Source organism: Phaeobacter sp. SYSU ZJ3003, assembly GCF_041300735.1.
GTDB classification, from domain to species: Bacteria; Pseudomonadota; Alphaproteobacteria; order Rhodobacterales; family Rhodobacteraceae; genus Phycobacter; species Phycobacter gallaeciensis_A.
This window is the reverse complement of sequence record NZ_PXNU01000001.1, coordinates 230,726-257,491: the sequence shown is the minus strand read 5'-3', so window position 1 is coordinate 257,491 and position 26,766 is coordinate 230,726. Positions and strand designations below refer to the sequence as shown.

At 61.9% G+C, this 26,766-nt stretch carries 28 protein-coding genes; 25 read left to right on the top strand and 3 right to left on the bottom strand.

The genetic code is table 11. From position 1 onward, the window contains the following. Nucleotides 1–1,824 (bottom strand): glutamine--fructose-6-phosphate transaminase (isomerizing), encoded by a 1,824-nt coding sequence (gene glmS / locus C6W91_RS01230; protein ID WP_274868085.1) that lies wholly within the window; start codon nt 1,822–1,824, stop codon nt 1–3. Beyond that, nucleotides 1,824–3,179, bottom strand: a complete 1,356-nt coding sequence (gene glmU, locus C6W91_RS01225; protein ID WP_274868083.1) for a bifunctional UDP-N-acetylglucosamine diphosphorylase/glucosamine-1-phosphate N-acetyltransferase GlmU — start codon at nt 3,177–3,179, stop codon at nt 1,824–1,826. The genes glmS and glmU overlap by 1 nt, the downstream gene beginning before the upstream one ends. Before the next feature lie 130 nt (nt 3,180–3,309). Here glmU and C6W91_RS01220 point away from each other — a divergent pair, with 130 nt between their 5' ends. The 3 genes from C6W91_RS01220 (at nt 3,310) to C6W91_RS01210 (ending at nt 6,582) form a co-directional block, all read left to right on the top strand. Next, entirely contained in the window at nt 3,310–3,972 is a 663-nt protein-coding gene (locus tag C6W91_RS01220) for an HAD-IA family hydrolase (RefSeq protein ID WP_274868082.1), read from the top strand. A 90-nt stretch (nt 3,973–4,062) separates the two neighbouring features. Then, nucleotides 4,063–5,256, top strand: coding sequence for a DegT/DnrJ/EryC1/StrS aminotransferase family protein (locus C6W91_RS01215; protein WP_274868080.1), 1,194 nt, complete (start codon nt 4,063–4,065; stop codon nt 5,254–5,256). A gap of 165 nt (nt 5,257–5,421) precedes the next feature. After that, nucleotides 5,422–6,582 carry an isovaleryl-CoA dehydrogenase gene (locus tag C6W91_RS01210; protein WP_274828819.1) on the top strand — a complete coding sequence of 387 codons (1,161 nt, stop codon included), beginning with the start codon at nt 5,422–5,424 and terminating at the stop codon, nt 6,580–6,582. Nucleotides 6,583–6,675: 93 nt separating this feature from the next. On the opposite strand, the gene C6W91_RS01205 is transcribed toward C6W91_RS01210, so the two are convergent. After that, nucleotides 6,676–7,281 carry an OmpW family protein gene (locus C6W91_RS01205; RefSeq protein WP_065273793.1) on the bottom strand — a complete coding sequence of 202 codons (606 nt, stop codon included), beginning with the start codon at nt 7,279–7,281 and terminating at the stop codon, nt 6,676–6,678. 149 nt (nt 7,282–7,430) lie between these two features. Here C6W91_RS01205 and C6W91_RS01200 point away from each other — a divergent pair, with 149 nt between their 5' ends. From C6W91_RS01200 to nuoK, 22 genes are all read left to right on the top strand, one after another. Continuing rightward, a complete protein-coding gene (locus tag C6W91_RS01200) occupies nt 7,431–8,966 on the top strand; it encodes an AMP-binding protein (protein ID WP_274868079.1) in 1,536 nt (511 codons plus the stop codon). Beyond that, entirely contained in the window at nt 8,963–10,567 is a 1,605-nt protein-coding gene (locus C6W91_RS01195; protein ID WP_274868077.1) for a carboxyl transferase domain-containing protein, read from the top strand. Before C6W91_RS01200 ends, C6W91_RS01195 begins: the two co-directional genes overlap by 4 nt. A 12-nt stretch (nt 10,568–10,579) precedes the next feature. Further along, a complete protein-coding gene (locus tag C6W91_RS01190) occupies nt 10,580–11,008 on the top strand; it encodes an ASCH domain-containing protein (RefSeq protein WP_274831819.1) in 429 nt (142 codons plus the stop codon). Then, nucleotides 11,001–12,941, top strand: coding sequence for an acetyl/propionyl/methylcrotonyl-CoA carboxylase subunit alpha (locus tag C6W91_RS01185; protein WP_274868075.1), 1,941 nt, complete (start codon nt 11,001–11,003; stop codon nt 12,939–12,941). Before C6W91_RS01190 ends, C6W91_RS01185 begins: the two co-directional genes overlap by 8 nt. Nucleotides 12,942–13,028: 87 nt before the next feature. Then, on the top strand, nt 13,029–13,886 hold the full coding sequence (locus C6W91_RS01180) for a hydroxymethylglutaryl-CoA lyase (protein ID WP_347508868.1): 858 nt from the start codon (nt 13,029–13,031) through the stop codon (nt 13,884–13,886). Nucleotides 13,887–13,916: 30 nt separating this feature from the next. After that, nucleotides 13,917–14,699 (top strand): crotonase/enoyl-CoA hydratase family protein, encoded by a 783-nt coding sequence (locus C6W91_RS01175; protein WP_274868073.1) that lies wholly within the window; start codon nt 13,917–13,919, stop codon nt 14,697–14,699. Nucleotides 14,700–15,005: 306 nt separating this feature from the next. Further along, on the top strand, nt 15,006–15,371 hold the full coding sequence (locus tag C6W91_RS01170) for an NADH-quinone oxidoreductase subunit A (protein ID WP_065273116.1): 366 nt from the start codon (nt 15,006–15,008) through the stop codon (nt 15,369–15,371). Continuing rightward, nucleotides 15,362–15,895: an NADH-quinone oxidoreductase subunit B family protein gene (locus tag C6W91_RS01165; protein WP_082996117.1), complete on the top strand. Its 534-nt coding sequence runs from the start codon at nt 15,362–15,364 to the stop codon at nt 15,893–15,895. The genes C6W91_RS01170 and C6W91_RS01165 overlap by 10 nt, the downstream gene beginning before the upstream one ends. A 24-nt stretch (nt 15,896–15,919) precedes the next feature. Then, nucleotides 15,920–16,525 carry an NADH-quinone oxidoreductase subunit C gene (locus tag C6W91_RS01160; RefSeq protein WP_065273118.1) on the top strand — a complete coding sequence of 202 codons (606 nt, stop codon included), beginning with the start codon at nt 15,920–15,922 and terminating at the stop codon, nt 16,523–16,525. Next, nucleotides 16,525–17,739, top strand: a complete 1,215-nt coding sequence (locus C6W91_RS01155; protein WP_274834452.1) for an NADH-quinone oxidoreductase subunit D — start codon at nt 16,525–16,527, stop codon at nt 17,737–17,739. The genes C6W91_RS01160 and C6W91_RS01155 overlap by 1 nt, the downstream gene beginning before the upstream one ends. Further along, nucleotides 17,739–18,908 (top strand): NADH-quinone oxidoreductase subunit E, encoded by a 1,170-nt coding sequence (locus C6W91_RS01150; protein ID WP_274868072.1) that lies wholly within the window; start codon nt 17,739–17,741, stop codon nt 18,906–18,908. The genes C6W91_RS01155 and C6W91_RS01150 overlap by 1 nt, the downstream gene beginning before the upstream one ends. A gap of 50 nt (nt 18,909–18,958) precedes the next feature. Beyond that, entirely contained in the window at nt 18,959–19,186 is a 228-nt protein-coding gene (locus C6W91_RS01145; RefSeq protein ID WP_065273121.1) for a DUF5337 domain-containing protein, read from the top strand. 6 nt (nt 19,187–19,192) lie between these two features. Continuing rightward, entirely contained in the window at nt 19,193–20,491 is a 1,299-nt protein-coding gene (gene nuoF / locus C6W91_RS01140) for an NADH-quinone oxidoreductase subunit NuoF (protein ID WP_065273122.1), read from the top strand. 145 nt (nt 20,492–20,636) lie between these two features. After that, complete coding sequence (locus C6W91_RS01135; protein ID WP_065273123.1) at nt 20,637–20,990, top strand: hypothetical protein; 354 nt, start codon at nt 20,637–20,639, stop codon at nt 20,988–20,990. Nucleotides 20,991–21,079: 89 nt separating this feature from the next. Continuing rightward, nucleotides 21,080–21,490: a DUF5333 domain-containing protein gene (locus tag C6W91_RS01130; protein ID WP_274868071.1), complete on the top strand. Its 411-nt coding sequence runs from the start codon at nt 21,080–21,082 to the stop codon at nt 21,488–21,490. 3 nt (nt 21,491–21,493) lie between these two features. After that, nucleotides 21,494–23,509: an NADH-quinone oxidoreductase subunit NuoG gene (nuoG, locus tag C6W91_RS01125; protein WP_274868069.1), complete on the top strand. Its 2,016-nt coding sequence runs from the start codon at nt 21,494–21,496 to the stop codon at nt 23,507–23,509. Next, nucleotides 23,506–23,895 carry a hypothetical protein gene (locus C6W91_RS01120; RefSeq protein WP_370570399.1) on the top strand — a complete coding sequence of 130 codons (390 nt, stop codon included), beginning with the start codon at nt 23,506–23,508 and terminating at the stop codon, nt 23,893–23,895. Before nuoG ends, C6W91_RS01120 begins: the two co-directional genes overlap by 4 nt. 6 nt (nt 23,896–23,901) lie before the next feature. Further along, entirely contained in the window at nt 23,902–24,939 is a 1,038-nt protein-coding gene (gene nuoH / locus C6W91_RS01115; RefSeq protein WP_065273127.1) for an NADH-quinone oxidoreductase subunit NuoH, read from the top strand. A 2-nt stretch (nt 24,940–24,941) separates the two neighbouring features. Continuing rightward, the gene (gene nuoI, locus C6W91_RS01110) at nt 24,942–25,436 is read left to right on the top strand and encodes an NADH-quinone oxidoreductase subunit NuoI (RefSeq protein ID WP_065273128.1); all 495 of its coding nucleotides are present in this window, start codon (nt 24,942–24,944) and stop codon (nt 25,434–25,436) included. A 7-nt stretch (nt 25,437–25,443) separates the two neighbouring features. Continuing rightward, the gene (locus C6W91_RS01105; RefSeq protein WP_065273129.1) at nt 25,444–25,851 is read left to right on the top strand and encodes a carboxymuconolactone decarboxylase family protein; all 408 of its coding nucleotides are present in this window, start codon (nt 25,444–25,446) and stop codon (nt 25,849–25,851) included. Continuing rightward, nucleotides 25,848–26,450 carry an NADH-quinone oxidoreductase subunit J gene (locus tag C6W91_RS01100; protein WP_065273130.1) on the top strand — a complete coding sequence of 201 codons (603 nt, stop codon included), beginning with the start codon at nt 25,848–25,850 and terminating at the stop codon, nt 26,448–26,450. The genes C6W91_RS01105 and C6W91_RS01100 overlap by 4 nt, the downstream gene beginning before the upstream one ends. 4 nt (nt 26,451–26,454) lie before the next feature. Next, the gene (gene nuoK, locus C6W91_RS01095) at nt 26,455–26,760 is read left to right on the top strand and encodes an NADH-quinone oxidoreductase subunit NuoK (protein WP_005624625.1); all 306 of its coding nucleotides are present in this window, start codon (nt 26,455–26,457) and stop codon (nt 26,758–26,760) included. The last annotated feature ends 6 nt before the right edge of the window (nt 26,761–26,766 follow it).

Sequence of the window (26,766 nt, the reverse complement as noted above, 5' to 3'; positions counted from 1 at the left end):
TCATTCCACCGTCACGGACTTGGCGAGGTTGCGCGGCTGGTCCACATCGGTGCCCTTGGCCACGGCGGTGTGATAGGCCAGCATCTGCGCGGGCAGGGCGTAAAGGATCGGCGACAGGCTGTCGTGGACCTGCGGCATGCGGATTGCCTGCCAGACCTCGTCCCCCGCCTCGGCAAGCCCTTCGGCATCCGAGACCAGCATCACCTTGCCCTTGCGCGCCATGACTTCCTGCATGTTGGAGACCGATTTGTCGAAAAGATCGTCCCGCGGGGCGAGAACCACGACCGGCATGTTGTTGTCGATGAGCGCGATGGGGCCGTGTTTCAATTCCCCCGAGGCATAGGCTTCGGCGTGGATGTAGCTGATTTCCTTCAGTTTCAATGCGCCTTCGAGCGCCAGCGGGAACATCAGCCCCCGGCCCAGGAACAGCACATCCCGCGCTTCGCTGAGCTTCAGGGAGGCCTGACGGATCGCCTCGTTCTGCTCCAGTGCAGCAGACATGACGTTCGGAAGCCCACGCAGAGCGGAGACATGCGCCTGCAGTTCCTCTTCGCCGATTTCGCCCCGGTCGGTTGCGGCCTTGAGGGCCAGCATCAACAGCACGCTCAGCTGGCAGGTAAAGGCTTTGGTCGAGGCGACCCCGATTTCGACGCCAGCATGGATCGGCAGGGCCAGATCGCTCTCGCGGGCGATGGAGCTTTCGGGGACATTGACCACCGACAAGATCTGATCGGCCTTGTCCTTGCAATAGCGCAGGGCGGCGAGGGTATCTGCGGTCTCGCCCGATTGGGAAACAAACAGTGCGGCAGTGCGACCGGGGATCGGTGGTTCGCGATAGCGGAACTCGGAAGCGATATCGACCTCGACCGGAATGCGGGCGAGTTTTTCGAACCAGTATTTCGCAGTGAGGCAGGCGTAAAATGCGGTACCGCAGGCGACCAGCGTCAGCCGGTCAATCTTGGTAAAATCGATCCCGTCTCCTGGCAGGTGCACCGCGTCTTCGCCGACTGGCAGGTAGTGGCGGATAGCTTCGGCAATGACCGTGGGCTGTTCGGCGATTTCCTTGGCCATGAAATGCTTGTGTCCGGCCTTGTCGACCTGTGCTGCGTCTATCTGAATGGTGCGCATTTCGCGGTTCGCCAGATCCCCGTTTGCGTCGCGGATCTCCAGGCTGCTGCGGGTCAGGACGGCGCAGTCGCCTTCCTCAAGATAGGTGATCTTATCCGTAAGCGGCGCCAGGGCGATGGCATCGCTGCCGACGAACATTTCGCCGGTGCCATGTCCGATGGCCAAGGGCGAGCCCTTGCGGGCGGCCACCATCAGATCCTCTTCGCCGTCGAACAGGAAGGCGAGGGCGAAGGCGCCCTCCAGCCGTGACAGGGTTTTCTGTGCGGCCTCGGCAGGGGACAGGCCACCGCGCATATAGCGTTCCGCCATCAGCGCAACGGTTTCGGTATCGGTTTCGGTCTGAAACTCGATCCCTTCCTTGGCCAGTTCCGCGCGCAGGTCGCGGTAGTTTTCGATGATGCCATTGTGCACGACGGCCACGGCGCCGGCACGATGCGGGTGCGCGTTGTTGACCGAAGGTTCGCCGTGGGTGGCCCAGCGGGTGTGGCCGATGCCGGATTTTCCCGCCAGCGGCTCATGCACCAGCAGGTCGCTGAGGTTGACCAGCTTGCCGACAGCGCGGCGGCGTTCCAGCTTGCCGTCGTTGACGGTGGCAATACCCGCACTGTCATAGCCGCGGTATTCCAGCCGCTTCAGCGCCTCCACCAGCAGGGGCGCGGCTTCATGATTGCCAAGAACTCCGACGATTCCGCACATTACGCGCCTCCTTTTGCCTTGCGGGCCTTCTTGGCGCGCAGCATGTCCATCAGTTTTCGCGCGCGGCCGGGTTTGTTTTCCTGGGCGCTGCGCGAGATTGCCAGATCACCATCGTCGACGTTCTTTGTCACCACGGTGCCGCTGGCGGTCATCGCCTCATCGCCGATGCGCACCGGTGCCACCAGAAGGGTGTTGGAGCCGATAAAGCTGCGGGCGCCGATTTCGGTCCGGTGCTTCATTACGCCATCATAGTTGCAGGTGATTGTGCCGGCCCCGATATTGGTGGCTTCGCCGACCGAGGCATCGCCCACGTAAGAGAGATGATTGACCTTGGCGCCAGCAGCGATTTCGGCGTTCTTGATCTCGACGAAGTTGCCGATATGGGTGTCTTCTGCCAGTTCGGCGCCGGGGCGCAGGCGGGCATAGGGGCCGACCTTGGCGCCGCGGCTGACGTGGCAGCCTTCGAGATGCGAAAAGGCGCGGATCAACGCGCCGCTTTCCACCGTAACGCCAGGGCCGAACACCACGTTGGGTTCGATGACCGCATCGCGGCCGACCACGGTGTCAAAGGCGAAATAGACGGTTTCCGGCGCCATCAGGGTGACGCCATTTTCCAGCGCCTCGGCCCGGGCGCGGCTCTGGAACTGCGCATCGGCCTGGGCCAGTTCGGCGCGGCTGTTGATACCCAGCGTTTCGGCTTCGTCACAGGCTACGGCGGTGACGCGCAGGCCCTTGGCGCGGGCCAGTTCCACCAAATCGGTGAGGTAGTATTCGCCCGCGGCATTGTCGTTGCCGATCTCGGCGATCAGGTCGAACATCAGCTGCGATGCGCAGGCCATCAGGCCGGAATTGCAGAAGGTGATTGCGCGTTCGGTCTCGCTCGCGTCCTTGAACTCGACGATCCGCTCCAGGCTGTCGCCGTCCATCACAAGCCGCCCATAGCGGCCAGGGTCATCAGCCTCGAAACCCAGAACCACCAGATCGGCCTGTGCGCGCGCTTCGATCATGCGGGTGATGGTCTCGGCGCTGACAAAAGGCGTGTCGCCATAAAGAACCACCGCATCGCCATCAAACCCGGCCAGCGCCTCCCTTGCCTGATCCACTGCGTGACCTGTGCCCAGCTGTTCATCTTGCAGCACAACCTCGGCGCTCACGTCGATGTCGGCCACGGCGGCGCGCACTGCTTCGGCGCCATGACCGGCAACCACGACGATCCGCTCCGGCTCCAAAGCGCGCCCGGCGGACATGGCGTGTTCCAGCATGGGGGCCTGGGCGATGGGATGCAGGACCTTCGGTAGATCCGAATTCATCCGCGTGCCTTTGCCTGCGGCCAGGATGACGAGGGCTGTGCTCATGTTATGTTTCTCTTTGTCTTTTCAGCGCCCCCGTTTTATCCGCTAACAGTGGGTGCGCAAGCCATTGCGCCATCAAACTAGGTTGCGGCTTGCAACATCATGCGGCGGAAATGCGCCGAAAGGGGACGATATGCGGACAGTGATCTTTGATCTGGATGGTACTCTGGCGGACACGTCGGGGGATTTGCTGGCAGCGGCCAATGCCTGCTTCCGCCAGATGGGCCATGGCGATCTGCTGACCCGCCCGGGCGACGCGGCAATTGCCCTGCGCGGTGGCAAGCGGATGCTGACCGAGGGGCTGAAGCGGGTCAATGAGTACGATGACGCTACTGTCGAAACCTTTTATCCCGTGCTGCTGGAGGCGTACAAAGGCGCAATCGATCACCACACCGTTCTGTATCCCGGCGCGATGGATGCCGTCGAGGCGTTAAAACTGGCTGGCTATGGCGTTGGCATCTGCACCAATAAGCCCGAGGCGCTGGCCGAGCAGCTGATGCGATCCCTTGGCGTGCGCGATGCCTTTGCCTCGCTTGTGGGCGCCGATACGCTGCCGGTGCGAAAACCCGATCCCGCGCCCTTGTTCGAAGCGGCCCGCCGCGCGGGCGGTGATCCCGCGCGCACCGTTCTGATTGGCGACAGCGATACCGACCGCAACACATCCGCCGCGGCGGGCGTGCCCTCGGTCCTCGTCACCTTCGGTCCTGCAGGCGATGACATGGCGGCGCTGAATCCCGAGGCGCTGCTGCACCGGTATGAAGATCTGCCCGGGGTGGTGGCGGAATTGCTGCCCTGATGATCTGATGTCCTTCCGCACGCGTCTGAAACCGGGCGCGACAGCGGCTTCCCCCTTGACCCCGCAGCTGGCCGCGCTCACAAACAGGCCATGAGCGAGATTTTCACTGGCAGTTTCACCCAGCAGGAACCCATTCCCGAAGAGGCGATTTCCGCCGCGATGGAGGTACTGCGCCATGGCCGTCTGCACCGCTACAATGTTGCGGGCGACGAGGCCGGAGAGACCGCGCTGCTGGAGCGCGAATTCGCCGATCAGATGGGAGCGAAATACTGTCTGGCCGTTGCTTCGGGCGGCTACGCACTGGCCACCGCGCTGAGAGCGGTTGGCGTGAAACATGGCGACCGGGTGCTGACCAATGCCTTTACACTTGCGCCGGTGCCGGGCTCCATCGCAGCTGTCGGCGCCACGCCGGTCTATGTGGATGTGAGCGAGGATCTGACCATCGATCTGGAGGATCTGGCCGCCAAGGCGGATCAGGCGGACGTGCTGATGCTGAGCCATATGCGCGGGCATCTGTGTGACATGGACCGGCTGATGGAGATCTGCAACGACGCCGGGATCACCGTGATCGAGGATTGCGCCCACACCATGGGGGCGGCCTGGAATGGCACGCTTTCGGGACGGCATGGCACGGTGGGTTGCTATTCCTGCCAGACCTACAAGCACGTGAACTCGGGCGAGGGCGGATTGCTGATCACCGATGACGAGGAGATCGCCGCGCGGGCTATCATCCTGTCCGGATCCTACATGCTCTACGGCCGTCATCTGGCCGCGCCGGGTCCAGAGGTGTTCGAACGGGTGAAATACGAAACCCCGAATATCTCCGGGCGGATGGACAATCTGCGGGCGGCGATCCTGCGGCCCCAGCTGCGCGATCTGGAGGTGCAGGTCGCCCGCTGGAATGAACGCTACAGGGAGGTCGAAACCGGGGTGCGCGGCACGCCGGGTCTGACTGTGGTGGAGCGCCCGGCTGCGGAAACCTATGTGGGTTCCTCTATCCAGTTTCTGTTGCTGGATTGGGCTGCGGACCGGGTGCAGGAAGTCCTGCGCCGCTGCGCCGCCCGAGGGGTTGAGCTGAAGTGGTTTGGTGAACCGCAACCCGTTGCCTTTACCTCCCGCTATGACAGCTGGCGCTACGCCGAGACGCCGTCGCTACCCAAAAGTGATCGCATTCTGGCGGGGATCGTCGATATGCGGGTTCCGCTGACCTTCAGCCTTGAGGACTGCGCCCAGATCGCCCGCATCATCCGCGCCGAGGTCGGTGCAGTGTTTCAGGGCGCCTGAACCACAGCAGAGGCTGTTTTCAGAACCAATCAACTCCGACTGGCCGGGCCCCGACAGGGTCCGGCCTTTTCGTGTCCCCACGTGACCTCTTGACCTGTGATGGCTTGCCGGCAATAAATGAACACATGTTCAAATAATTCGCGATGACTCGGGAGGAGACGCGAGATGTTCAACGCAAGCATGACTTTTGATCTGGGCGAAGATGTAAACGCCCTGCGCGACATGGTGCACCGCTGGGCGCAAGAGCGCGTCAAGCCGATGGCGCAGGAAATCGATCAGAAGAACGAATTCCCCGCCGAGCTGTGGCAGGAGATGGGTGAGCTCGGTCTTCTGGGTATCACCGTCCCCGAGGAATTCGGCGGAGCCGGGATGTCCTATCTGGCCCATACCATCGCGGTCGAGGAAATTGCCCGCGCCAGCGCCTCGGTGTCCTTGTCTTATGGTGCGCACTCCAACCTTTGCGTCAACCAGATCAAGCTGAACGGCAATGCCGAGCAGAAGAAGAAATACCTGCCCCGGCTGATTTCGGGTGAACACGTCGGCGCGCTGGCGATGTCCGAAGCGGGCGCTGGCTCTGACGTTGTGTCGATGTCCCTGCGTGCCGAAAAGCGCAACGATCACTATCGCCTCAACGGCAACAAATACTGGATCACCAACGGCCCCGATGCCGACACGCTGGTGGTCTACGCCAAGACCGATCCCGAAGCAGGCTCCAAGGGCATCACCGCCTTCCTGATCGAGAAAGAGTTCAAAGGTTTCTCGACCTCGGTGCATTTCGACAAGCTGGGCATGCGCGGCTCCAACACCGGCGAGCTGATCTTTGAGGACTGCGAAGTGCCGTTTGAGAACGTGCTGGGTGAAGAGGGCAAGGGCGTTCAGGTTCTGATGTCCGGCCTTGATTACGAACGCGTGGTTCTGGCGGGCATCGGCAGCGGTATCATCGCCGCCTGCATGGACGAGATGATGCCATACATGAAAGAGCGCAAACAGTTCGGCAAGCCGATCGGAAGCTTCCAGCTGATGCAGGGCAAAATCGCCGATATGTACACGGCGATGAATTCCTCGCGCGCCTACATCTACGAAGTGGCCAAGGCCTGCGACAATGGCACGGTGACGCGCCAGGACGCGGCGGCGTGCTGCCTTTATGCCTCTGAGCAGGCAATGGTGCAGGCGCACCAGGCGGTGCAGGCCTTTGGCGGTGCCGGTTATCTGTCTGACAATCCGGTGGGCCGGATCTTCCGCGATGCCAAGCTGATGGAAATCGGCGCAGGCACCTCGGAAATCCGCCGCATGCTGATCGGCCGCGAGCTGATGGCAACCATGTAAAAGCAGTAAGCCCGCGTGACCGAGGGAAGGCACGCGGGCTTGTCTGTGGTCCGGGCAGGCGGCAGCGCCCGCCCGGGAAACCGGATCAGAGGGTCAGAAGCGGTGGACGTAGGCAACACCCACAACAACCGGATCAATCTCGGCGGTACCGATCGCGGCACCGTTCAGGAAGGCGTCGGTCTCGATATCCATGTAGCGCACGTTCAGACGCAGCGCACCGTTGTCCGACACTTGCCAGTCCGCACCAGCGTTGAGCGCAAGACCCCAGCTGTCATCAAGGTTCAGCACGCCAAGCGGCGAGCTTTCTTCAAAGAAGGTGGTGTAGTTCACACCAATGCCAACGAAGGGCGTGATCTTGCTGTTGGTCGGGAAGTGGTAGTTCAGCGACAGGGTCGGCGGCAACTGCTTGGTCGAACCGGCATAGCCGACACCGGCGATGGTGACGTCATGCTCGAACGGGGTCGCGGCCAAGAGTTCGATGCCAAGGTTGTCGCGGATGAAATATTCAACTGTCAGCGACAGTTGCGTTTCATCGCTGACCGTTGCGGCACCCCCGGCCAACGTGCCGTTGTTCGATTTGGGGTTCACGTTGGCGATCCCTGCACCGAAGGTCCAGTCGCCTTGCGACTGGGCAAGGGCCGGGGCCGCAAAGGCGGCGCATGCAGCAGAGAGGGCGAGGGCGGAAACGATGCGTTTCATGGGGAAGATCCCTTTTCTTTCGAGTACGCCGGGATCATGCGCGATGGAGGCGAAAACGTCTCTGATCTGGATCAAGCAGGTTTGTGCCGAGCCTTTGAAATGCACCACAAAACGCGCATGCCTGCCATGCATTTTAGGAAGATCTGACTATGCAGGACTACAGTAGCATACCGGGGCTGACGCCCGATGGTCGCTGGGATCTGCCAGAGCGGCTCAATATGGCGGCACAGGCCATGGATCATCCGGCAGATGCGCTGGCGCTGATCGATCTGACTGGCGCCGCGCGGCGCGACATTTCCCATGGGGAACTGGCGGCGATGGTCGATGGTCTGGCGCGCTATCTTCTGTCGCGGATCCAGCCGGGCGACCGGGTGGGTGTGCTGCTCAGCCAGTCGCCCTGGTGTGCTGCCGCGCATCTGGCGATTTGGAAGGTCGGCGCCATTTCGGTGCCCTTGTTCAAGCTGTTCCAGCACGATGCGCTGGCCTCGCGCGCCGGGGATGCGGGGGTGCGTTTCGTGCTGACCGATCCCGAGGGTGCGCTGCTGCTAGGTGATCTGGCCGAGGCGGTGATGGTGCAGGACGCGGGCATTGACGGCGCCCCGGTGCCCTTTGCCGCGACCGGCCCGGAAACCCCGGCTGTCCTTATATATACCTCCGGCACCACCGGCAGCCCCAAGGGCGCGCTGCACGCCCACCGGGTGCTGACCGGCCACCTGCCGGGCGTCGCCATCAGCCACGATCACCTGGGCCAGCCGGGCGATTGCATCTGGACCCCTGCGGACTGGGCCTGGATTGGCGGGCTGTTCGATGTGCTGATGCCAGGGCTAGCGCTGGGCGTGCCGGTCGTCGCGGCGCGGCTCGACAAATTCACGCCTGAGGCCTGCGTCGATCTGATCACGCGCGGAGATGTACGCAACATCTTCTTCCCGCCAACCGCGCTGCGCATGCTGAAGGCCGCCGGGAAGGCGGTGCCGGGCCTGCGCTCGGTCGCATCGGGTGGCGAACCCTTGGGGGCCGAGATGCTGGCCTGGGGGCAGGAGGCTTTTGGCCTCACCATCAACGAATTCTACGGGCAGACCGAATGCAATATGGTCGCCTCCTCTTGCGGCGTGGATTACCCGCCCCGTCCGGGCTGCATCGGCAAGGCGGTGCCGGGGCATGAGGTCGCCGTGATCGACGCCGATGGCAATCCCACTGATCAGGAGGGCGATGTTGCGGTGCGGCGTGGCTCTGCCTCGATGATGCTGGAATACTGGAACCGCCCCAAGGAGACGGCCGAGAAATTCCACGGTGAATGGCTGATCACAGGTGATCGCGGTATCTGGGAAGGCGACTACCTGCGCTTTGTGGGCCGCGAGGATGATGTGATCACCTCCTCCGGCTATCGCATCGGCCCGGCCGAGATCGAGGATTGCCTGCTGACCCATCCCAGCGTCGCCACCGTCGGCGTCGTTGGCAAGCCCGACCCGATGCGCACCGAGATCGTGAAGGCCTATGTGGTGCTGAAAGAGGGCGCTGCGGCCACCGAGAAAGAGTTGCAGGATTACGTCAAGGGCGGTCTGGCCCACTATTCCTACCCCCGTGAAATTACCTTTCTGGACGCCTTGCCGATGACCGTGACCGGCAAAGTGATCCGCAAGGAACTGAAGGCCCGTGCGGCCGCTGAACAGGAGTCTTCCGTATGAAACTTCAATCCAAGGCAATGCCTTCCTCCGAAGGCTTCAAGCAGAACCGCGAGGCGCATCTGGAGGCGCTGGCGCAGATCAACGAGGCGGCGGAGGCCGCGCGCATGGGCGGAGGTGAGAAATCCCGCGCCCGCCACGAAAGCCGGGGCAAGATGCTGCCGCGCCGCAGGGTGGCGAACCTCTTGGATCCGGGCTCTCCGTTCCTTGAGGTCGGCGCGACGGCGGCCCATGGCATGTATGACGGCGCGGCCCCGGCGGCTGGCGTCATCGCGGGCATTGGCCGGGTGCATGGGCAAGAAGTCATGGTGGTTTGCAACGATGCCACCGTGAAGGGCGGCACCTATTATCCGATGACGGTGAAGAAACACCTGCGCGCGCAGGAGATCGCCGAGGAAAACCGCCTGCCGTGCATCTATCTGGTGGACAGTGGCGGGGCCAACCTGCCCAACCAGGACGAGGTCTTCCCGGATCGCGACCACTTTGGCCGCATCTTCTACAATCAGGCGCGTATGTCCGCAAAAGGCATCCCGCAGATCGCCGTGGTCATGGGATCGTGCACCGCAGGCGGCGCCTATGTGCCCGCGATGTCGGATGTGACCATCATCGTCAAGGAACAGGGCACCATCTTCCTTGCTGGCCCGCCGCTGGTGAAGGCCGCAACGGGTGAGGTGGTCAGCGCAGAGGATCTGGGCGGCGGTGATGTGCACACGCGTCTTTCCGGTGTCGCGGACTATCTGGCCGAGGATGATACCCACGCGCTGGCACTGGCGCGCCGTGCAGTGCAGTCGCTCAACATCACCAAACCGCTGGGCGTCAACTGGGCCAGCCCGGAAGAGCCCGCCTATGATCCCGAGGAAATCCTTGGCGTGGTGCCGGGCGATCTGCGCACGCCTTATGACATCCGCGAGGTGATTGCGCGTCTGGTGGATGGCTCGCGCTTTGACGAGTTCAAGCCGCGCTTTGGTGAGACGCTGGTCACCGGCTTTGCCCATGTGAAGGGCTGCCCGGTGGGCATCATCGCCAACAACGGGGTTCTCTTCTCCGAGGCCGCACAGAAAGGCGCGCATTTCGTTGAACTGTGCAGCCAGCGCAAGATCCCGTTGGTCTTCCTGCAGAACATCACCGGCTTCATGGTGGGCCGCAAGTACGAGAACGAAGGCATCGCCCGCCACGGCGCCAAGATGGTGACGGCGGTGGCGACGACAAATGTGCCCAAGGTGACGATGCTGGTGGGCGGCTCATTCGGGGCCGGTAACTACGGCATGTCGGGGCGCGCCTATCAGCCGCGCTTCCTGTGGACCTGGCCGAATTCGCGCATTTCCGTGATGGGCGGCGAACAGGCGGCTGGCGTTCTTGCGACCGTGAAACGCGACGCCATCGAACGCCAGGGCGGCTCTTGGAGCGCCGAGGAAGAGGCCGAGTTCAAGCGCCCCACCATCGAGATGTTCGAGGAGCAGAGCCATCCGCTCTATGCCTCGGCGCGGCTTTGGGACGATGGCATCATCGACCCGCGCAAATCCCGCGAGGTGCTGGCCCTGTCGCTGAGCGCCGCTTTGAATGCACCGATTGAAGACACGCGCTTTGGCGTGTTCCGGATGTGAGGTAAGGCAACGATGATCCCCCTCGAAGAGGCCCTCGCAGCATTTCCCGTTGCGCAAAGCTATCGCCCCGGCGATTCATCTGCCTTGAATGCCGAAATCATCGGCCTGATCCGCTCGGGCGCAAAGACCGTCAGCTGCGAGGCTTGGTCGGTCTTCGACGATGGCCTGGAAAGCTTTCCCGAGGCGGGGCGCGTGGATATCGTGTTGAACTGGGATGGAACGGCCGCCTGTGCCACCGAAACCGTGAAGGTGGACAAGGTCCGCTTTTGCGACGTAACGGCAGAGATGGTTCCGCCTCAGGGAGAATTCAAAGACTTGGAGCACTGGCGGGCGGGGTACGAAAGCTACCTGACCCGTACGGGCCGCTTTCACCAAAACGCACCGATGATGGTTGAGACCTTTCGTCTGGTCCGTGATTTCGGAGACCACAAAGATGTTTGACAAGATTCTGATCGCAAACCGGGGCGAGATCGCCTGCCGTGTCATGGAAACCGCCCGCGCCATGGGCGTGAAAACCGTCGCTATCTACTCAGACGCCGACCGGGCCGCGAAACATGTGGCCATGGCGGATGAGGCAGTCCACATCGGCACCGGCTCTGCGCCCGCCGACAGCTACCTTCTGGGGGATGAGATCATCGCCATCGCCAAGGCCACCGGCGCTCAGGCGATCCATCCGGGCTATGGCTTCCTGTCGGAAAACCCCGAGTTCGTGGACGCGGTAGAGGCGGCTGGCCTTGTGTTCATCGGCCCGTCGGCCGATGCGATCCGCAAGATGGGCCTGAAAGATGCGGCCAAGGCCCTGATGGAAGAGGCTGGCGTGCCCGTCGTGCCCGGCTATCACGGCAAGAACCAGGACCCCGAGCATCTGTCGGGCGCGGCTGATACTATCGGCTATCCCGTCCTGATCAAGGCGGTCGCGGGCGGCGGCGGCAAGGGTATGCGTCTGGTCGAGGATCCAAAGGATTTCGACGAGGCGTTGAAAAGCGCGCAGGGCGAAGCCACCACGGCCTTTGGCAACCCGGATGTCTTGATCGAGAAATACATCCAGCAACCCCGCCATATCGAGGTGCAGGTCTTTGGCGATGGCACCACAGCGGTGCACCTGTTCGAGCGGGACTGTTCTCTCCAGCGTCGTCACCAGAAGGTCATCGAAGAGGCACCTGCGCCCGGTATGACCGAGGAAATGCGCGAGGCCATGGGTCGCGCCGGTGTGCGCGCGGCCGAGGCGATCGGCTATAAAGGCGCCGGTACGGTGGAATTCATCGTCGATGGCTCCAACGGGCTGCGCCCCGACGGGTTCTGGTTCATGGAGATGAACACCCGCCTGCAGGTGGAACATCCGGTGACGGAACTGATCACCGGCGTCGATCTGGTGGAATGGCAGCTGCGCGTGGCATCGGGTGAAAGCCTGCCGAAACAGCAGGACGAGTTGACCATCACCGGTCACGCCTTTGAAGCGCGGCTTTATGCCGAAGACGTGCCAAAGGGCTTCCTGCCTGCAACCGGTACGCTAACGCATCTGCAATTCCCCGAAAGCTGCCGCGCCGACAGTGGCGTGAGGGCCGGGGACACCATCAGCCCCTGGTATGATCCGATGATCTCCAAGGTGATCGTGCATGGCCCCACCCGCGCTGTCGCCCTGTCGCGCCTGTCGCAGGCTTTGGCGGAAACTGAGGTCGGCGGTACGGTGACCAACCTTGCCTTCCTGGGGGCCTTGGCCGCACACGAAGGCTTCTCTGCCGGCGATGTGGACACTGGCCTGATCGCGCGGGATCTGGATCAACTGGTGCAGGCACCCGAGATCAAGCCCGAGCACAAGGCCGCCGCGGGGATGCAGGCACTGGGCCTGATCGAAACGGGTTGGGACACCGGTTTTACCCTCTGGTCCGACATGCACCGTTCGGTCCATCTCAGCCATCAGGGCGAAGAGTTCGAAGCCATGGTCGAGGTGGACGGGCCGGATCGCCAGATCTGGGCCATCGGCGAGGATCAGGTCGTGGCAAACCGTATCGGAGGTGCCTGGGTTCTGGGCGGCGACCGGCTGCCGCCAATGGCGCAGGCCGGGAATACGATCACCGTTTTCGACGGCTACGGGATCCAGTTCGAGGTGATCGATCCGCTCGACCGGGCCTCTGCCGCCGGGGGTGACATGAACCTGATCGAGGCGCCGATGCCGGGGCTGGTCAAGGCGGTCTTTGCCGAGGCGGGGCAGGCGGTGAAAGAGGGCGACCGGCTCGCCATTCTGGAAGCCATGAAGATGGAGCATTCGCTGCTGGCGGCCCGCGATGGCACCGTGGCCGAGGTTCTCGCCGCTGCAGGCGATCAGGTCGAGGCTGGCGCCGCGCTGGTGCGGCTGGAGGATGCCGACGACTGATCGGTTCTCGTGAAGAAACTGCGTTGGCGGCAGAGTGCTGCCAACGCGACTGGGTATCGAAGGCAGGATTGCCGGGGAGGGCGCGCCATGACGCAAAGCGTTGAAATCTTCGAAATGGGCCCGCGCGATGGGCTGCAGAATGAAAAACGGGCCATTCCGGTGGCGGAAAAGATCGCGCTGGTGGATTGCCTGTCCCGCGCAGGCTTCCGGCGGATCGAGGTCGCCAGCTTCGTCTCCCCCAAATGGGTGCCGCAGATGGCGGGCAGCGCCGAGGTTCTGGCGGGCATCAAACGCGCGCCCGGGGTCTCTTATGCAGCACTGACTCCCAACATGCGGGGATACGAGGACGCGGTGGCGGCCAAGGCGGATGAAATCGCCGTCTTTGCCTCGGCCTCGGAAGGGTTTTCCAAAGCCAATATCAACGCCAGCATTGCCGAGAGCATCGAGCGCTTCGTGCCCATCCTTGAGGCGGCAAAGAAGATCGACCTGCCGGTGCGGGGCTATGTCTCCTGCGTGACCGATTGCCCCTATGATGGCGCAACCCCGCCGGAAAAGGTGGCAGAAGTGGCTGAGCGGTTGTTTGAACTCGGCTGCTATGAGGTCTCTTTGGGCGACACGATCGGACAGGGGACGCCGGAAACGATCACGAAGATGCTGGAGGCCGTGAAGGCCCGTGTGCCGGTCGAGAAACTGGCCGGACATTATCATGACACCGCCGGGCGGGCGATTGCCAATATCGACGCCTCGCTTGCGCAGGGCGTGCGGGTGTTTGATGCCGCCGTCGGCGGGCTGGGCGGCTGCCCCTATGCGCCGGGCGCCGCGGGAAATGTGGCGACGGAAACAGTGCATGCGCATCTGACGGCGCTGGGATATGACACCGGGCTCGATGCGCGGGTGCTGGATGAGGCTGCCGAGGTGGCTCGCGCCATGCGCGGCGTGGTCTGATAGCGCGAATTTTGAAAAGAGAGCGATACGATGTTCAACACGATTACCCTTGAGACCGATGCGCGCGGCGTGGCGACTCTGACCCTGAACCGGCCCGAGAAGCACAACGCCATGTCCGGCGAGATGCTGCTGGAGCTGAAACAGGCCGCACAGGACCTTGCCGCCGATGACAAGGTCCGCGTCGTGGTACTGACCGGCGCGGGAAAAAGCTTTTGCGCCGGCGGCGATCTTGGCTGGATGCAGGCGCAGATGACAGCGGACGCGGAAACCCGCGCGAAAGAGGCACGGGTGCTGGCGGAAATGCTGATGCTGCTCAACACCCTGCCCAAGCCCCTGATCGGAGCGATTCAGGGCAATGCCTTTGGCGGAGGTGTCGGGATGGCCTCGGTCTGCGATGTGGCGATTGGTGTCGATCATCTGAAGATGGGGCTGACGGAAACCAAACTGGGCCTGATCCCGGCCACCATCGGCCCCTATGTGATTGCCCGCATGGGCGAAGCGTGCGCGCGTCGTGTCTTCATGTCGGCCCGTCTGTTTGGCGCAGCCGAGGCCGTCGATCTGGGGCTGCTCGCCAGAATCGTTCCGGCCGATCAACTGGCCGAAGCGGTCGAGGCAGAGGTCGCCCCCTACATGGCTTGCGCCCCGGGCGCGGTCGCCGCAGCGAAAAAACTGACCCGCGATCTGGGCCCGCGTCTGGACGACGCCACCATCGACCACACCATCAAGGCGCTGGTTGACCGCTGGGAAGGCGGCGAAGCCTCCGAGGGCATCGCGGCGTTCTTCGACAAACGCAAACCCAGCTGGCAGGTCTAAAACGGGTCTGAGAGGGGCCTCAAAGACGGGTTTTAAGGCGGTTTCGCGGCCTTGCCAAAGACCGAGTATTTCCCTCAGGCGCGCCCAAATTTTGGGCGCGCTGTTCTTTTCTTATACATAGAAAAATATGCATATTTATATGCGTTTGCGGGCCATGTGATGTGCCCACGCCGCGCTGTTAAGGGAAGCTTTAGCCAAACGAAATGCCTGTGTTGACGGTCGGGGGGCAGGGGAGTAGACACGGCCCCAAGTCAACACGCCAATTGACGGCGCGCGAGAATCCGCGCGCGCGGAAAGGAGCCACTCGTGGAAGAGATGTTGCGGGAATACCTCCCGATCCTGGTGTTTCTGGCCGTCGCTATCGGCCTTGGAATTGTTCTTATTCTGGCAGCAGTTGTGCTCGCCGTACGCAATCCCGACCCGGAAAAAGTAAGTGCTTACGAATGTGGTTTCAACGCCTTCGATGACGCCCGTATGAAATTCGATGTGCGCTTTTACTTGGTGTCGATTCTGTTCATCATTTTCGATCTGGAAATCGCCTTCCTGTTTCCCTGGGCCGTCGGCTTCAAGGACATGAGCGACGCAGGCTTCTGGTCGATGATGGTGTTCCTGGGCGTGCTGACAGCCGGCTTTGCCTATGAATGGAAGAAGGGGGCCCTGGAATGGGAGTGATGACCGGAGCCAATACGGCGGGCGTCGACAAGGAAGTCGTCACCCAGGCCCTGAACGCCGAACTGCAGGACAAAGGCTTCCTGCTGACCTCGGCCGAGGACATCATCAACTGGGCCCGCACAGGGTCGCTGCACTGGATGACCTTTGGTCTGGCCTGCTGCGCCGTTGAGATGATGCATACCTCGATGCCGCGCTACGACGCCGAACGCTTCGGTATCGCGCCGCGCGCCTCTCCGCGTCAGTCGGACGTGATGATCGTCGCGGGCACCCTGACCAACAAGATGGCCCCGGCACTGCGCAAGGTCTACGACCAGATGCCCGAGCCGCGTTACGTGATCTCGATGGGCTCCTGTGCCAACGGCGGTGGGTACTATCACTACAGCTACTCGGTTGTGCGCGGTTGCGACCGCATCGTTCCGGTCGACGTCTATGTGCCCGGCTGCCCGCCGACCGCAGAGGCTCTGCTCTATGGTCTGATGCAGCTGCAGCGCAAAATCCGCCGTACCGGCACACTGGTCCGCTGATCGGCTTTGGTTGGAGAATTGATGATGACTGAAGCACTGAACGAACTCGGGACCCAGATCGCGGCCAAGCGCCCCGAATGCGTGCTGTCCTGGGATGTATCCCATGGTGAGCTGAACGTGGACGTGGCGCCTGCGAATATTGCGGCGCTGGTCGACTTTCTGAAAGCGGATGCGACCTGCAAGTTTTCCACCCTGGTTGATATTACGGCAGTCGATTACCCCGAGCGGACCAAGCGGTTCGACGTGGTCTATCACTTCCTGTCGATGTATCAGAACCAGCGTATCCGCCTGCGGGTTTCCGTACGCGAAGATGAAATGGTCCCCTCTATTGTCGATCTGCACCCCTCGGCCAACTGGTTCGAGCGCGAGGTCTTCGACATGTTCGGGATCCTGTTCACCGGTCACCCCGACCTGCGCCGGATCCTGACGGACTATGGCTTCCGCGGCCATCCGCTGCGCAAGGATTTCCCGACCACCGGCTATACCGAGGTTCGCTATGACGAGGCGCAAAAGCGTGTTGTCTACGAACCCGTCAGCCTGGTTCAGGAATACCGCCAGTTTGACTTCATGTCCCCGTGGGAGGGTGCCGAATACATCCTGCCCGGCGATGAAAAAGAGGGGGCGAAATGATGGACGGCTCCAAAGGTTTCGAAGACGCCCTGACGGGCGAACAGAAGATCCGCAACTTCAACATCAACTTCGGTCCGCAGCACCCGGCGGCGCACGGCGTGCTGCGTCTGGTGCTGGAGCTGGACGGCGAGATCGTTGAACGCTGCGACCCGCACATCGGCCTGTTGCACCGTGGCACCGAAAAGCTGATGGAAAGCCGCACCTACCTGCAGAACCTGCCGTATTTCGACCGCCTCGACTATGTGGCGCCGATGAACCAGGAACACGCATGGTGTCTGGCCATAGAAAAGCTCTGCGGTGTCGAAGTTCCCCGCCGCGCCTCTCTGATCCGGGTGCTCTACTCGGAAATCGGCCGCATCCTGAACCACCTCTTGAACGTCACCACACAGGCGATGGACGTTGGTGCGCTTACCCCGCCGCTTTGGGGCTTTGAAGAGCGCGAGAAGCTGATGATCTTCTACGAGCGCGCATGTGGTGCCCGCCTTCACGCGGCGTATTTCCGTCCCGGCGGTGTGCATCAGGATCTGCCGGATGAACTGATCGACGATATCGAAGAATGGGCGATCGAATTCCCCAAAGTTCTGGCTGATATCGACGGGCTTCTGACCGAAAACCGCATTTTCAAGCAGCGTAACTGCGACATTGGCGTGGTGAACGAGCAGGAGATCCAGGACTACGGTTTCTCTGGCGTCATGGTGCGCGGCTCCGGCCTTGCATGGGACCTGCGCCGTGCGCAGCCCTATGAATGCTATGACGAGTTCGAGTTCCAGATCCCGGTCGGTAAGAATGGCGACTGCTATGATCGCTACCTCGTCCGCATGGAGGAGATGCGCCAGTCGCTGTCGATCATTCGCCAGGCGATCCACAAGCTGCGCGAAGCCACTGGCGATGTGCTGGCCCGTGGCAAGCTGACCCCGCCGAAGCGCGGCGACATGAAAACCTCGATGGAAAGCCTGATCCACCACTTCAAGCTTTACACCGAAGGGTTCCACGTGCCCGAGGGCGAAGTCTACGCCGCTGTCGAAGCGCCGAAGGGCGAATTCGGCGTCTATCTTGTGGCGGACGGGAGCAACAAACCCTACCGCGCCAAGCTGCGCGCGCCGGGCTTCCTGCACCTGCAAGCCATGGACCATGTGGCCAAGGGTCACCAACTTGCCGACGTGGCTGCCATCATTGGCACCATGGACGTCGTATTTGGAGAGATTGACCGCTAATGCTTCGTCGTCTGCATTCCGAACAACCCGAAAGCTTTGCCTTCACGCCCGACAACCAGAAGTGGGCCGAAGCGCAACTCACCAAATACCCCGAGGGGCGTCAGGCCTCTGCGGTTATTCCGCTGCTGTGGCGTGCCCAGGAGCAGGAAGGCTGGGTCACCAAGCCCGCGATTGAATATATCGCGGATATGCTGGGCATGGCCTATATCCGCGTTCTTGAAGTTGCCTCCTTTTACTTCATGTTCCAGCTGGTCCCGACCGGATCCGTTGCCCACGTGCAGGTCTGTGGCACCACTTCCTGCATGATCTGCGGCGCCGAGGATCTGATCGCAGTCTGCAAGGAAAAGATCGCGCCGAAGCCGCACACCGTGTCTGCCGATGGCAAGTTCTCCTGGGAAGAGGTGGAATGCCTCGGGTCCTGCACCAACGCGCCGATGGCGCAGATCGGCAAGGATTACTTCGAGGATCTGACCACCGAAAGCTTCACCAAGATCCTCGATGATCTGGCAGCAGGCAATCCGGTTGTTCCGGGGCCGCAGAACGGGCGTTACGCGGCCGAGCCGAAATCGGGCCTGACGTCGCTCACCGAATACGACAGTGGCAAGACGCAGTATAACGCGTCTGTGCAGCTGGCAGTGGATCTGGGCGACAGCGTCAAGCGCATTCAGGGCGATGAAGTTCCGATCTTGACGCCTTGGGTTGGCAAGGACGGCGTCGTCGCTGGCCGCGCTGCCGAAGGTCAGCCTCCGAAGGCGCCCGAAGCGGCTAAACCGGCTGCCAAACAGGCTGCCGAGGCTAAGCCCGCACCGAAGAAAGCTCCGGCCAAGAAAGCCGCTGAGCCTGCGTCGCCCGAAGGGGCAGCCGCCAAATCGGTTGAAGAAAGCGCGCCTGAGACGCTGAGCGAAGCCCGCGGTGGCAAGGCCGACGATCTGAAGATGCTGAAAGGCGTTGGTCCTAAGCTGGAAGAGACGCTGAATGAACTCGGCTTCTTCCACTTTGACCAGATCGCGAAATGGACCGATGCCGAAATCGCATGGGTCGACAGCCGCCTCAAGTTCAAGGGCCGCATCGAACGCGATGGCTGGATTGAGCAATCCAAACAGCTCGCCGCTGGTGAAGAGACCGAGTTCGCCAAGAAGGCCAAGGACGACGGCCGCTACGAAGATTAACCCGTCTTCCGCCTCTGAACCGGGGGCGGGGGAGCAGACATTGGGACCCAATGAGCGCTGAACAGGACAAAGCCATCGCAGCCAAGGGGCGCCACATCGCCCTGGTGATTGCCGGAACCATGCTCGCATGGCTCGCTTTGTCCCTGATCATTGGTCCGGCGATGGGATTGCCGGGCCGTTACGCGCTTCTGTTCGATTTTCTCGCGCTGGCGGGGATGATCTATGCAGGGGTCAACATCGTTCAACTCTGGCGCATGCGTCAGGACAACCAAAGGTAGGCAGACATGCTGAAGGACCAGGACCGGATCTTTACCAACCTGTACGGTATGCATGAGCGGACGCTCAAAGGCGCTCAGGCGCGCGGCCACTGGGATGGCACCGCCGGTCTGATCGAAAAGGGGCGTGACTGGATCATCCAGACCATGAAGGACTCCGGCCTGCGTGGTCGCGGCGGTGCGGGCTTCCCCACTGGCCTCAAATGGTCCTTCATGCCCAAGGAAAGCGATGGTCGCCCGGCCTATCTGGTGATCAACGCGGATGAATCCGAGCCTGGCACCTGCAAAGACCGCGAAATCATGCGCCACGATCCGCATACGCTGATCGAAGGTGCGCTGATTGCCTCTTTCGCGATGAACGCCCACACCTGCTATATCTATCTTCGCGGCGAATACATCCGCGAGCGCGAGGCCCTGCAGGCGGCCATCGACGAATGCTACGACAAGGGCCTTCTGGGTAAGAACGCTGCTGGTTCCGGTTGGGATTTCGACGTCTTCCTGCACCACGGGGCGGGGGCCTATATCTGCGGGGAGGAAACCGCCCTGATCGAGAGCCTCGAAGGCAAGAAGGGCATGCCCCGCATGAAGCCGCCGTTCCCGGCGGGCGCGGGTCTTTATGGCTGCCCGACCACGGTGAACAACGTCGAATCCATCGCGGTTGTTCCGACCATCCTGCGCCGTGGCGCCGAGTGGTTCGCAGGCTTTGGCCGCCCCAACAACGCGGGCACCAAGCTGTTTGCGATCTCGGGCCATGTGAACAACCCCTGCGTCGTCGAAGAGGCGATGTCGATCTCTTTTGAAGAGCTGATCGAAAAGCATTGCGGCGGCATTCGCGGCGGCTGGGACAACCTCCTTGCGGTGATCCCCGGTGGCTCGTCCGTGCCTTGTGTACGCGGTGAGAACATGCGCGATGCGATCATGGATTTCGATTACCTGCGCGGTGAGCTGGGCTCCGGCCTTGGCACTGCGGCGGTGATCGTGATGGACAAGCAGACCGACATCATCAAGGCGATCTGGCGCCTGTCCAAATTCTACAAGCACGAAAGCTGCGGCCAGTGTACACCCTGCCGCGAAGGCACCGGCTGGATGATGCGCGTGATGGATCGTTTGGTCAAAGGCCAGGCGGAACCGGAAGAAATCGACATGCTGTGGGATGTGACCAAGCAGGTCGAAGGCCACACCATCTGCGCCCTTGGCGACGCGGCGGCCTGGCCGATCCAGGGTCTGATCCGCAATTTCCGCGAAGAGATCGAAGACCGCATCAAGGCGCAAAAGTCGGGCCGCATGGGCGCGATGGCGGCTGAATAATAATAAAAGACAGGCAGATAGCAGAACCCATGATGAGCAATTTTCCCCTCACAATGACATCCAGCCAGGCAGGCGTTTCTGCCCGGGCGGCTGTGCTTTGTCTGGGGGCATGGGGTCTGTGCAGCTACGACGGGGAGGGGGCACGATGAACCGGAAACTGAAATCCGCAGGTGTCCTGTTGCTGTCGGCGGCAGTTCTGGCTGGCTGTGGCAGTTCCTTCAGCGACCGCACACTCTATGATGGTGTGGCGTTCAAGGCGAAGGCAAAACCGGTGGACAAGAAGGTCACGCGGGCCGATTTTCGCGTTGAGGTCTCCAAGGCGTCGCAATCCTTCAAGGGCGCGCGTATGGCTGCGCATCACGCTGGCGTCACCTATTGCCTGAGTGAAGCCGGTTACGGCACTTCCGACATCATCTGGGACGTGGATCCCTACGACCCCGAGGCCGAGCTGCGCCTTGATGGCGACACCGCGATTTTCCACGGGACCTGCGACACGTGAACGGTATGGCCTCATATCCTGGCCCGGCGTTATTGCATAACGACGCAAGCTCCCCGTTCCATTGGCGCTCCGCAAAGAAGGAGAGTCATGTGAAACGGGTTGTTCTGTCATTTGTGTCCGCTGTCGCGCTGGCGCTGGTGCCATCGTCGCTGCTGGCGAAGCCGCCGCTGCGCTCGGTCGCGGAAATCGAAGAACCGCTGTTTGCCGTCGCTGTCGCCAAAGAGATCGCCGATCACTGCGACAGCCTCAGTGCGCGGTTCTGGAAGGGCGTCGGCGAGTTGCGGCGCCTGCGCGCGCGGGCCAATGACCTTGGCTATTCGGACACTGAAATCCGCGCCTACATCGGCTCGGACAGGGAAAAGGCCCGGATGCGGGCAAAGGGAGAGACGCTGTTTGCAAGCCGTGGCGTCTCATACGGAAAACCGGAATCCTTCTGTGCGTTCGGACGCATGGAAATCAAGAACAACAGCGCGATCGGCGTTTTACTGAGGGCGAAATAGACCATGTCTGACCTCCGCAAGATCAACATTGACGGAACCGAGATTGAGGTGGACGGGGCCATGACCCTGATCCAGGCGTGCGAGGAGGCCGGGGTAGAGATCCCGCGTTTCTGCTATCACGAACGCCTGTCCATCGCCGGCAACTGCCGTATGTGCCTGGTCGAAGTCGTTGGCGGCCCGCCCAAGCCCGCAGCCTCCTGCGCCATGCAGGTCCGCGATCTGCGCCCCGGCCCCGAGGGTCAGGCACCGGTGGTAAAAACCAATTCACCGATGGTGAAGAAGGCACGCGAAGGCGTGATGGAGTTCCTCCTGATCAACCACCCGCTCGATTGCCCGATCTGTGACCAGGGCGGCGAATGCGATCTGCAGGATCAGGCGATGGCCTATGGCGTCGACTTCTCCCGATTCCGTGAAGCCAAGCGTGCCGTGGATGATCTGGATCTGGGACCGCTGGTCGGCACCGCCATGACCCGTTGCATTTCCTGCACCCGCTGCGTGCGTTTCACCACTGAAGTCGCCGGCATCACTCAGATGGGTCAGACCGGTCGCGGCGAAGATGCGGAGATCACCTCCTACCTGAACGAGACGCTGGATTCGAACCTGCAGGGCAATATCATCGATCTTTGCCCGGTTGGTGCGCTGACCTCGAAACCCTATGCGTTTACCGCCCGCCCCTGGGAGCTGACCAAGACCGAAACCATCGACGTGATGGACGCGCTTGGCTCGAACATCCGCGTGGACACCAAGGGTCGCGAAGTGATGCGGATCCTGCCGCGCAACCACGACGGCGTGAACGAAGAGTGGATTTCGGACAAGACCCGGTTCGTCTGGGACGGTCTGCGTCGCCAGCGTCTGGACAAGCCCTATGTGCGTGTCGATGGCAAACTGCGCCCCGCCACATGGCCCGAGGCGCTGGACGCCGTGGCAACGGCCATGAAGGGCAAGAAAGTTGCCGGCCTGATCGGCGATCTGGTCCCGGTCGAGGCGGCCTTTGCTCTGAAACAACTCGTCGAAGGTCTGGGTGGTTCGGTGGAATGCCGCACCGACAATGCCCGCCTCGCCATCGGCAACCGCTCGGCCTATGTGGGCACTGCCGCGATTGAGGATATCGACGCGGCACAGGCGATCCTGCTGGTCGGCACCAACCCGCGCGACGAAGCGCCGGTTCTGAATGCCCGTATCCGCAAGGCCTGGCTGAAGGGTGCCAATGTGGGGCTGATCGGCGCCGCTGCGGATCTGACCTATGATTACGAACACATCGGCACCGACCGCGCTGCGCTGGACGCTGCGGTGGCAAACGCCCATGACATTGCCGACAAGGCGCCGGTCATCATCGTGGGGCAGGGCGCCCTGCGCGAGGCGGACGGTCTGGCCGTGATGGCCAAGGTTCAGGAACTGGCCGCCAAATCCGGCGCCAAGGTTCTGGTACTGCACACCGCCGCAGCCCGTGTTGGCGCGATGGACATCGGCGCCGTGACCCAAGGCGGCATGGCCGCAGCAATCGATGGCGCCGAGGTGATCTACAACCTGGGCGCGGATGAAGTCGAAATCGATCCGGGTGCCTTCGTGATCTATCAGGGCAGCCACGGTGACCGCGGCGCACACCGCGCCGACGTGATCCTGCCGGGCGCCGCCTATACCGAAGAAAACGGTCTTTTCGTCAATACCGAAGGTCGGCCGCAGCTGACCTTCCGCGCGGGGTTCGCACCGGGCGAGGCGAAGGAAAACTGGGCCATCCTGCGCGCGCTGAGCGCTGAGCTGGACGCGAAACTGCCTTACGACTCGCTGGCGCAGCTGCGTCAGGCGATGGTCGGCGAAGTTCCGCATCTGGCGAAAGTGGGTGAAGTTATCGAAAACGAGGTTGTCGCGCTCGACGGCGAACCGCTGGGCAAGGCTGACTTCCTGCCTGCGGTGAAGGACTTCTACCTGACCAACCCGATTGCACGTGCATCGCAGCTGATGGCCGAACTCTCGGCCGCAGCAAAAGCCCGCAAGACAGACAAGATCGCGGCCGAGTGATCCGCGCGGCGCTCATATCGTCCTTGCTGCTGGGGGCCTGCGTGCAGGTGCCCGGTTCCGGCGCGGCAGACCGGTCCACCCCTGAATACAAAGGGGTCGAGACCAGCCTGCTGAACGGCGATCTGGTGCGTTTCAACGTTGCTATGTCCGGTGCCCGCTCCGAGGCGGACCTGGATGACTATGCCGAATGTGCGGCCGCGCAATATGCGCTGATCCGGGGCTACGGCTTCGCGCGTCACGTGCGCACAAAAATGAAACAAGAGGGTGGCGTTCAGACTGCAGATGCTGTCTACACCATCTCGCCCTCCCTCCCGCGCGGTCTGCGCACCATCGACGCTGAAGTCGTGGTCGCCGACTGTGAGGCAAACGGAATACCCACGGTGTGAGGACCTATGGCTGAATTCTTTAACACCCCAGGCGGCATCGCCATTCTGATACTGGCGCAAGTGCTTGCAGTTGTTGCCTTTGTCATGATTTCGCTTTTGTTCCTCGTCTACGGGGACCGCAAGATCTGGGCGGCGGTGCAGATGCGCCGGGGCCCCAACGTGGTGGGCGTCTACGGCCTGCTGCAATCGGTGGCCGACGCGCTGAAGTACGTCGTCAAAGAGGTCGTCATTCCGGCGGGTGCGGACCGCAGCGTCTTCATTCTGGCGCCGCTGACATCCTTCGTGCTGGCGATGATCGCCTGGGCGGTGATCCCGTTCAACGATGGCTGGGTCCTTTCGGATATCAACGTGGCTATCCTGTATGTCTTCGCGGTGTCCAGCCTTGAGGTTTACGGCGTCATCATGGGCGGCTGGGCCTCGAACTCGAAATATCCGTTCCTTGGCTCCCTGCGCTCTGCCGCGCAGATGATCTCTTACGAGGTGTCGATTGGCCTGATTATCGTTGGTGTGATCATCTCGACCGGTTCGATGAACTTCAGCGAGATCGTGCGTGCACAGGATGGCAACGCTGGCCTGTTCAACTGGTACTGGCTGCCGCACTTCCCGATGGTCTTCCTGTTCTTCATCTCGGCCCTGGCTGAAACCAACCGCCCGCCGTTCGACCTTCCCGAAGCGGAATCCGAACTGGTTGCGGGTTATCAGGTTGAATATTCGGCCACGCCGTTCCTCTTGTTCATGGCCGGTGAATACATTGCCATCTTTCTGATGTGCGCGCTGACCACGCTGCTGTTCTTTGGCGGCTGGCTGTCCCCGATCCCGGGTCTGCCTGATGGCGTCCTTTGGATGGTTGGCAAGATGGCCTTCTTCTTCTTCCTTTTTGCGATGGTAAAGGCGATCACCCCGCGCTACCGCTATGACCAGCTGATGCGCCTTGGCTGGAAGGTCTTCCTTCCCTTCTCGCTGGTCTGGGTGGTCTTTGTCTCCTTCGCTGCAAAATTCGACTGGTTCTGGGGTGCCTTCGCACGCTGGACAACTGGGGGCTGATCATGACGCAGATCGATTACACCCGCGCCGCCAAATACTTCCTGCTGCAGGATTTTTGGCAAGGCATGAAACTGGGCCTGAAGTACTTCTTCGCGCCCAAGGCCACCCTCAATTACCCGCACGAAAAGGGGCCGCTGTCGCCCCGTTTCCGCGGTGAACACGCGCTGCGCCGTTATCCCAACGGCGAAGAACGCTGCATCGCGTGCAAACTCTGCGAGGCGGTGTGCCCCGCGCAGGCGATCACCATCGATGCTGAACCGCGTGAAGACGGCAGCCGCCGCACCACGCGCTATGACATCGACATGACGAAATGCATTTACTGCGGTTTCTGTCAGGAAGCCTGCCCGGTGGATGCGATCGTGGAAGGGCCGAATTTCGAATTCGCCACCGAAACCCGCGAAGAGCTGTTCTATGACAAGGAAAAGCTGCTTTCGAACGGGGAACGCTGGGAAGCCGAGATCGCCCGCAACCTGGAAATCGACGCCCCGTACCGGTGAATGAGAGATGAGCGAAACCAAGAACCCCTTTGAGGCCATGATGGCCCAGGCCCACGAGATGGCCCGGGCTCTCAATCCCGGCCTTGAGCATTTCTCGCCCAAGGGGTTCGAGGCGCTTTGGCCGACCATGCCCAAAGAGGCGATGGAACTGATGTTCGGCAGGACCGTCAACAAGGACGGTCTGGACGCCAAGACCCGGCTGCTTCTGACGCTGGCCGGGCTGACCATGCAGGGCGCGCAGGCGGATACCGCCGTGCGCCAGACCGTGCGCCACGCTTTGGAGGCGGGCGCGAAGAAACAAGAGATCGTTGAAACGATCGGACAGATGTCGGTCTTTGCCGGCATTCCGGCCATGACCCGCGCGCTCGAGCTGGCGCAGGAGGTCCTGGACGACAAAAGGGACGATGAGACATGAGCGTTTTTGCCTTCTACCTCTTCGCCATCAGCGCCATCACCGGCGGGCTGTTCACTGTGATCAGTCGCCAGCCGGTACACTCGGTGCTGTGGCTGATCCTGGCCTTTATTTCCTCGGCCGGGTTGTTCGTGCTGCTGGGGGCGGAGTTCGTCGCCATGCTGCTGGTCATCGTCTACGTGGGGGCGGTCGCTGTTCTGTTCCTCTTCGTGGTGATGATGCTGGATGTGGATTTCGCCGAGCTGAAAGCGGAAATGGCGAGGTACATGCCTGTCGCGCTGCTGATCGGCCTTGTCATCCTGATGCAGTTCGTCATGGCCTATGGCGCCTGGGAAAGCGCGCCGCTGGCATCCGAGCTGCTGGCGCAGCCGACACCGACGGATACCCACAACACCGAGGCGCTTGGCCTCATCATTTATGACCAATATTTCCTTCTGTTCCAGCTGGCGGGCCTGATCCTGCTGGTGGCCATGATCGGCGCCATCGTGCTGACCCTGCGCCATCGCAAGGACGTGAAGCGTCAGGACATCGTCGCACAGATGATGCGTGACCCGGCCAAGGCGATGGAACTCAAGGACATCAAACCGGGGCAGGGGCTGTAAGGCAATGATCGGACTTGAACATTATCTCACCGTCGCGGCGACACTGTTCGTCATCGGCATCTTCGGACTGTTCCTGAACCGCAAGAACGTGATCATCCTGCTGATGAGCATCGAATTGATGCTCCTCGCGGTGAACATCAACCTTGTGGCCTTCTCCAGCTTCCTTGGGGATCTGGTGGGGCAGGTCTTTACCCTGTTCGTGCTGACCGTGGCCGCCGCTGAGGCCGCCATTGGTCTGGCGATCCTGGTTTGCTTCTTCCGCAACCGCGGCACCATCGCCGTGGAAGACATCAACGTGATGAAGGGCTAAAGCGTC

Coding starts and splice junctions, on each gene's coding strand:
- C6W91_RS01180 (WP_347508868.1), top strand. CDS start 13,029: ATGACGCAAAGCGTTGAAATCTTCGAAATGGGCCCGCGCGATGGGCTG.
- nuoI (WP_065273128.1), top strand. CDS start 24,942: ATGACGCAGATCGATTACACCCGCGCCGCCAAATACTTCCTGCTGCAG.
- C6W91_RS01165 (WP_082996117.1), top strand. CDS start 15,362: ATGGGAGTGATGACCGGAGCCAATACGGCGGGCGTCGACAAGGAAGTC.
- C6W91_RS01160 (WP_065273118.1), top strand. CDS start 15,920: ATGACTGAAGCACTGAACGAACTCGGGACCCAGATCGCGGCCAAGCGC.
- glmS (WP_274868085.1), bottom strand. CDS start 1,824: ATGTGCGGAATCGTCGGAGTTCTTGGCAATCATGAAGCCGCGCCCCTG.
- C6W91_RS01100 (WP_065273130.1), top strand. CDS start 25,848: ATGAGCGTTTTTGCCTTCTACCTCTTCGCCATCAGCGCCATCACCGGC.
- nuoH (WP_065273127.1), top strand. CDS start 23,902: ATGGCTGAATTCTTTAACACCCCAGGCGGCATCGCCATTCTGATACTG.
- C6W91_RS01185 (WP_274868075.1), top strand. CDS start 11,001: ATGTTTGACAAGATTCTGATCGCAAACCGGGGCGAGATCGCCTGCCGT.
- glmU (WP_274868083.1), bottom strand. CDS start 3,179: ATGAGCACAGCCCTCGTCATCCTGGCCGCAGGCAAAGGCACGCGGATG.
- C6W91_RS01175 (WP_274868073.1), top strand. CDS start 13,917: ATGTTCAACACGATTACCCTTGAGACCGATGCGCGCGGCGTGGCGACT.
- C6W91_RS01135 (WP_065273123.1), top strand. CDS start 20,637: ATGAACCGGAAACTGAAATCCGCAGGTGTCCTGTTGCTGTCGGCGGCA.
- C6W91_RS01205 (WP_065273793.1), bottom strand. CDS start 7,281: ATGAAACGCATCGTTTCCGCCCTCGCCCTCTCTGCTGCATGCGCCGCC.
- C6W91_RS01155 (WP_274834452.1), top strand. CDS start 16,525: ATGGACGGCTCCAAAGGTTTCGAAGACGCCCTGACGGGCGAACAGAAG.
- nuoF (WP_065273122.1), top strand. CDS start 19,193: ATGCTGAAGGACCAGGACCGGATCTTTACCAACCTGTACGGTATGCAT.
- C6W91_RS01190 (WP_274831819.1), top strand. CDS start 10,580: ATGATCCCCCTCGAAGAGGCCCTCGCAGCATTTCCCGTTGCGCAAAGC.
- nuoG (WP_274868069.1), top strand. CDS start 21,494: ATGTCTGACCTCCGCAAGATCAACATTGACGGAACCGAGATTGAGGTG.
- C6W91_RS01210 (WP_274828819.1), top strand. CDS start 5,422: ATGTTCAACGCAAGCATGACTTTTGATCTGGGCGAAGATGTAAACGCC.
- nuoK (WP_005624625.1), top strand. CDS start 26,455: ATGATCGGACTTGAACATTATCTCACCGTCGCGGCGACACTGTTCGTC.
- C6W91_RS01215 (WP_274868080.1), top strand. CDS start 4,063: ATGAGCGAGATTTTCACTGGCAGTTTCACCCAGCAGGAACCCATTCCC.
- C6W91_RS01220 (WP_274868082.1), top strand. CDS start 3,310: ATGCGGACAGTGATCTTTGATCTGGATGGTACTCTGGCGGACACGTCG.
- C6W91_RS01200 (WP_274868079.1), top strand. CDS start 7,431: ATGCAGGACTACAGTAGCATACCGGGGCTGACGCCCGATGGTCGCTGG.
- C6W91_RS01105 (WP_065273129.1), top strand. CDS start 25,444: ATGAGCGAAACCAAGAACCCCTTTGAGGCCATGATGGCCCAGGCCCAC.
- C6W91_RS01195 (WP_274868077.1), top strand. CDS start 8,963: ATGAAACTTCAATCCAAGGCAATGCCTTCCTCCGAAGGCTTCAAGCAG.
- C6W91_RS01150 (WP_274868072.1), top strand. CDS start 17,739: ATGCTTCGTCGTCTGCATTCCGAACAACCCGAAAGCTTTGCCTTCACG.
- C6W91_RS01145 (WP_065273121.1), top strand. CDS start 18,959: ATGAGCGCTGAACAGGACAAAGCCATCGCAGCCAAGGGGCGCCACATC.